This is a genomic window from Aestuariivirga sp., assembly GCF_041738905.1.
In the GTDB taxonomy this organism is placed as follows: Bacteria; Pseudomonadota; Alphaproteobacteria; order Rhizobiales; family Aestuariivirgaceae; genus Aestuariivirga.
The window spans coordinates 1-5,573 of sequence record NZ_JBGSOZ010000012.1; the positions used below are offsets into that span (position 1 = coordinate 1).

Genomic DNA, 5,573 nt, shown 5'->3' on the forward strand with positions numbered 1-5,573 from the left:
GCCCGCCGCCGCGCCAAGGGCCGCAAGCGCCTTTCGGCCTGAGCGCCGGACTTCCCCTGACATGGAGCGCCTGAAGCGACGGCAGGATTTCGTTGCCGCCGCAAAGGCAGCTTATGCCGCCATGCCCGGCATGGTGGTCCAGGCGCGCGACCGCAAGGACGCAGCGCCTTCACGCGTGGGGTTTACGGCCACCAAGAAGATCGGTAACGCCGTGGTCCGCAACCGGGTGAAGCGCCGCCTGCGCGAGATTGCCCGCCTCAAGCTCGAAAATATGGCCCGGCCGGGTTATGACTATGTGCTGATCGGGCGCGGGACGACAGCGGCCCGCAGCTTTTCCGAACTCGAGAACGATCTCAATTCCGCCTTGAAACGGCTGCATCGCACCGCGCAGCCGACGGCGGTCAAGGATACACCATGAAATACGACAACAAGAATTTCATTCTTGCCATCGTCCTCTCGATGCTGATCATTTTCGCCTGGCAGTATTTCTATGCCAAGCCCTTGCAAGATCAGCTGACGCAGACGGGCACCGAAACGACGACGACGACGACCACGACGTCGCCCCAGCCCGATACCACGGTTCTGCCGGTCACCCGCGACGCGGCGCTGGCGTCTACGCCGCGCATCAAGATCGAAACGCCCTATGTGGCCGGATCGATCAACCTTCAGGGCGCTCAACTCGACGACCTCCACCTGCTGCGCTACCGCGAAACCATCGATCCAAAGAGCCCGACAATCACGTTCCTGTCGCCCAGCGGCACGCCGGGCGCGCTCTTCGCCGAGCAGGGATTCGTGCCGGCCACCGGTACGCTGGCCAAGCTGCCAGACGCCACCACGCTATGGACCGCACCCGCCGATGCCGTGCTGACCGAGGCAAATCCGGTCGTCCTCACATGGGACAACGGCGAAGGGCTCCTGTTCACGCGCAAGATCGAGGTCGGCGACGAATACGTCTTCACCGTCACCCAGACGGTCGAGAACAAGTCGGCAGCCCCCGTGGCGCTCATTCCCTATGCCCGACTGCAGCGCCAGGACACGCCTGTCGTGTCCGGCTACTGGGTGTTCTTCGAGGGCATGCTCGGCTGGCTCGACGGCAAGCTTCAGGAAATTCACTATTCCGACGTCGCCGAGCAGAAGGAGCCCATGAAGCTGGACTCGACCGGCGGCTGGCTCGGCTTCACCGACAAGTATTGGGCAGCCACCCTCATTCCCGACCAGGCCAAGCCCGTCACGGCAAACATCCTTCACCAGAAGTGGGGTTCGCGCGACGTCTACCAGACGGGCTACGTCGCCCGCGATGCCCTCATTGTGCAGCCAGGCACATCTGCGTCTCACCGCGATCAGCTCTTCGCCGGCGCCAAGGTTGTCAACACCGTCAATGCCATCGGCACCAAGTACAGCATCGCCGGCTTCGACTACATGATCGACTGGGGCTGGTTCTATTTCCTGACGAAGCCGATGTTCTACCTGCTCGACTGGATCAAGAGTCTCGTCGGCAACTTCGGCATCGCCATCCTGCTCGCAACGGTGCTTGTGAAGCTCGCGGTCTTCCCGCTCGCCAACAAGTCCTATGCCTCGATGAGCAAGATGAAGAAGCTCCAGCCCGAGATGGAAAAGCTGAAGCTGGAATATCCGGACGACAAGATGGCCCAGCAGAAGGGCATGATGGAACTCTACAAGCGCGAGAAGGTCTCGCCGCTGTCGGGCTGCCTGCCCGTCGTCGTGCAGATTCCCATCTTCTTTGCGCTCTACAAGGTGATCCTCACCTCGATCGAACTCCGCCATGCGCCCTTCTTCGGCTGGATCCACGATCTCTCGGCGCCCGATCCGACAAGCCTGTTCAATCTCTTCGGCTTGATCCCGTGGACACCGCCCGCCATCCTGATGCTTGGCGTCTGGCCCATCATCATGGGCATCACCATGTGGCTGCAGATGCGGCTGAACCCCACGCCGCCAGATCCGGTGCAGGCCAGCCTGTTCAACTGGATGCCGGTGATGTTCACCTTCATGCTGGGCAGCTTCCCCGTGGGTCTGGTCATCTACTGGGCTTGGAGCAACACGCTCTCGATCCTGCAGCAGTCCTTCATCATGAAGCGGCACGGTGTCGAGATCGACTTCTTCGGCAACATCCGTGAAAGCCTGCCCTTCCTCAACAAGAAGAAGGCCGCAAGTTGAGCGTGGAATTCACTGAAGACCAGATCGATGCGGGCCGCCGTTTGTTCGGCGGCCCGTCGCGTTTCATCATGGGTGTCGCGGCGCTCGATCAGCTTCCGCCATCGGAGGGCGTCGAGATCGCGTTTGCCGGGCGCTCGAACGTTGGCAAGTCATCGCTCATCAACGCGCTGACGGGGGTCAACGAACTCGCCCGCGCTTCAAACACGCCGGGCCGCACGCGCGAGCTCAACTTCTTCAATGTGAACGAGCGGATGACCCTCGTCGACATGCCGGGCTATGGCTATGCGAAGGCATCGAAGGCCGAGATCAAGAGATGGCAGGCGGTACTGAAGGGCTATCTTCGCGGCCGCCCCGGCCTGACCCGCGCCTTCGTGCTGATCGACTCGCGCCATGGCATCAAGTCGACTGACGAGGAGATGCTCCAACTGCTCGATGAGTCAGCCGTCGCCTACCAGTTTGTCCTCACCAAGATCGACAAGATCAAGCCGGCTGAGCTTGAAGAGGTCCTGGCGAGTGTGCAGGCGGCGGTGAAGAAACATCCTGCGGCGTTTCCCGTGGTCCACGCCACGTCAAGCGGGAAGGCGACCGGCATCGCCGAGCTTCGCGCCGAGATCGCAGGCCTGCTCTAGACCCCTTTGCAAGCGTCATGAATGTCCTGTATGGCGCTCCACCATTCACCGGGAAGATTGCCATGGACGACATCACCACGACCGCCCGAATCCTCTCCGAGGCGCTGCCCTTCCTGCAGCGCTATGACGACCAGATTATCGTGGTCAAGTACGGCGGCCACGCCATGGTCGATCCGGCGCTGGCGCACCAGTTCGCGCGCGACATGGTCATGCTCAAGGTCTGTGGCCTGAACCCCATCGTGGTCCATGGTGGCGGCCCCCAGATCAACAGGATGCTCGACAAGCTCGAAGTGAAGGCGGAGTTCCGCGAGGGCCTGCGCGTCACCGATGCCGAGACCATGTCGGTGGTCGAGATGGTCCTCTCGGGCTCGATCAACAAGTCGATCGTCGCATCGATCCAGCAGGCGGGCGGCCGCGCGGTGGGCATTTCCGGCAAGGACGGCAATCTCCTGATCGCCGAGAAGCTCACCAAGAAGAAGACCGATCCGGCAACCGGCAAGACCGTCGAGATCGACTTCGGCTTCGTCGGCGAACCGGTGCGCGTCAACATCGAGATTCTTGAAACCATCATGAAGAGTGATGCCATCCCGGTGATCGCGCCCGTGGGCGTGGGCTGGGAGGGCGAGACCTTCAACGTCAATGCCGATACGGCGGCGGGAGCCATTGCCACGGCAACCAGCGCCAAGCGCCTGCTTCTCCTCACCGATGTCGCGGGCGTTCTCGACAAGGACAAGAACCTCATCAGCGAGCTGAAGGTGGGTGATCTTCCCGAGCTCGTGGCCAATGGCACCATCACCGGCGGCATGATCCCCAAGGTCGAGAGCGCCGCGGCTGTCGTCGATTCCGGCGTCGAGGGCGTCATCATCCTCGATGGCCGCGTGCCGCATTCGGTGCTGCTCGAATTGCTGACACCGCATGGCGTCGGCACCCGCATTTCGAGAACCGGCGTATGAGAGGCTTCGATCACGTCGACACCTGGGTCTTCGATCTCGACAACACGCTCTACCCGGCATCCTGCCGGCTGTTCGACCAGATCGATGTCAAGATGGGCGAGTTCGTCTCCAAGCTCCTGAAAGTCGAATATGCCGAGGCGAAGCTCCGGCAGAAGCAGATGTTCTACAAATACGGAACGACGCTCCGTGGACTGATGACCGAGCATGGCATCGAGCCCGACGCCTTCCTCGACTATGTCCACGACATCGACCACTCGCCGGTGCCGCTCAACATGCTGCTCGACGAGGCTCTGCACGCGTTGCCGGGCCGCAAGCTCATCTTCACCAATGGCACGGTGGCCCATGCCGAGAAGGTCCTGGCCCGCATCGGCATCACGCATCACTTCGGCGACATCTTCGATATCGTGCACTCGGACTTCATCCCGAAGCCCGAGATGGAGCCCTACCGGAAATTCGTAGGACAGACCGGCATCCGCCCCGAAACCTCTGCCATGTTCGAGGACATCGCTCGTAACCTCGAGGCGCCGCACGCGCTGGGCATGACGACAGTGCTCGTCGTTTCGCCCCAGAACGATGATGCCGAGCACCTGAACAAGGCGACCGGCGGCACCGTTCAGGAACACATCCACCACATCACCGACGATCTTGCCGCATTTCTCGCAGCGATCATCGCAAAGCGTATTGACTGACAAAAAGCCCCGGCTAGTTTGGCCGGAACACAGCAGGGACAGCCATGACCGATCTTCAGAACACCATCGAACAGGCCTGGGAGGCCAGAGACAAGGTCAACCTCGAGACGAAGGGCGCCGTCCGCGATGCCGTCATGGCGGCTCTTGATCTGCTGGATTCGGGCAAGGCGCGCGTCGCCGAGAAGCGCGATGGCGAATGGCATGTCAACCAGTGGCTGAAGAAGGCGGTGCTGCTGTCCTTCCGCCTCAACGACATGGCGATGATTTCAGGCGGCCCCGGGGCTTCAAGCTGGTGGGACAAGGTGCCGTCCAAGTTCGATGGCTGGAACGAGAAGGAATTCCGCGCGGCGGGCTTCCGTTCCGTTCCGAATTGCATCGTCCGCAAGTCGGCTTACATTGCGCCGGGCGCCATCCTCATGCCGTCCTTCGTCAACCTGGGCGCCTACGTCGACACTGGCACCATGGTCGATACCTGGGTGACGGTCGGCTCCTGCGCCCAGATCGGCAAGAACGTGCATCTGTCGGGCGGCGTCGGCATCGGCGGCGTGCTGGAGCCGATGCAGGCTGGCCCCACCATCATCGAGGACAACTGCTTCATCGGTGCGCGCTCAGAAGTGGTCGAAGGCGTCATCGTGGGTGAAGGCTCGGTCATTTCCATGGGCGTCTTCATCGGGCAGTCCACCAAGATCATCGAGCGCGACACCGGCAAGGTCCACATGGGCAAGGTGCCGCCTTACTCCGTGGTGGTCTCGGGCTCGCTGCCGCAGAAGCCCTATGCCGACGGCTCGCCCTCGCCGTCGCTCTACTGCGCCGTCATCGTCAAGCGCGTCGATGAAAGGACCCGCTCCAAGACCTCGATCAACGAGCTGTTGCGCGACTGACCCAGCCCCCTTCCGGATCACCTCCGCCTGGGTAATACTCCCCCGCGGGGCCGTCGGCGCTTGCGCCACAAAGGGGAGAACGAAATGGACTTCAAATATCTATTGAGCGGGATTGTTCGTGGCTCTGCCAAATGAAGATCAGTGCGCACTTGATCACGCCGCCGTCCTGCAGCGCGAAGCGGCGCAGGGCGGATTGCGGTAAAGTCGGCCTTCTCAACTCACCACAACCGGGGATGGCTTTGGAAG

At 61.9% G+C, this 5,573-nt stretch carries 6 protein-coding genes; all 6 read left to right on the forward strand.

The genetic code is table 11. The features are described 5' to 3' along the window. Positions 1 to 418, forward strand: a 418-nt coding sequence (gene rnpA, locus ACEW8Q_RS00960) for a ribonuclease P protein component (protein WP_373502179.1), incomplete at its 5' end; no start/stop codon positions are given. Then, positions 415 to 2,175: a membrane protein insertase YidC gene (gene yidC, locus ACEW8Q_RS00965; RefSeq protein ID WP_373502180.1), complete on the forward strand. Its 1,761-nt coding sequence runs from the start codon at positions 415 to 417 to the stop codon at positions 2,173 to 2,175. The genes rnpA and yidC, both read left to right, overlap by 4 nt. After that, positions 2,172 to 2,804, forward strand: coding sequence for a ribosome biogenesis GTP-binding protein YihA/YsxC (yihA, locus tag ACEW8Q_RS00970; protein WP_373502181.1), 633 nt, complete (start codon positions 2,172 to 2,174; stop codon positions 2,802 to 2,804). The genes yidC and yihA overlap by 4 nt, the downstream gene beginning before the upstream one ends. 62 nt (positions 2,805 to 2,866) lie before the next feature. After that, entirely contained in the window at positions 2,867 to 3,757 is an 891-nt protein-coding gene (argB, locus tag ACEW8Q_RS00975; RefSeq protein ID WP_373502182.1) for an acetylglutamate kinase, read from the forward strand. Next, a complete protein-coding gene (locus ACEW8Q_RS00980) occupies positions 3,754 to 4,446 on the forward strand; it encodes a pyrimidine 5'-nucleotidase (protein WP_373502183.1) in 693 nt (230 codons plus the stop codon). The genes argB and ACEW8Q_RS00980 overlap by 4 nt, the downstream gene beginning before the upstream one ends. A gap of 44 nt (positions 4,447 to 4,490) precedes the next feature. Continuing rightward, positions 4,491 to 5,327, forward strand: a complete 837-nt coding sequence (dapD, locus tag ACEW8Q_RS00985) for a 2,3,4,5-tetrahydropyridine-2,6-dicarboxylate N-succinyltransferase (protein ID WP_373502184.1) — start codon at positions 4,491 to 4,493, stop codon at positions 5,325 to 5,327. Positions 5,328 to 5,573: the final 246 nt, after the last annotated feature.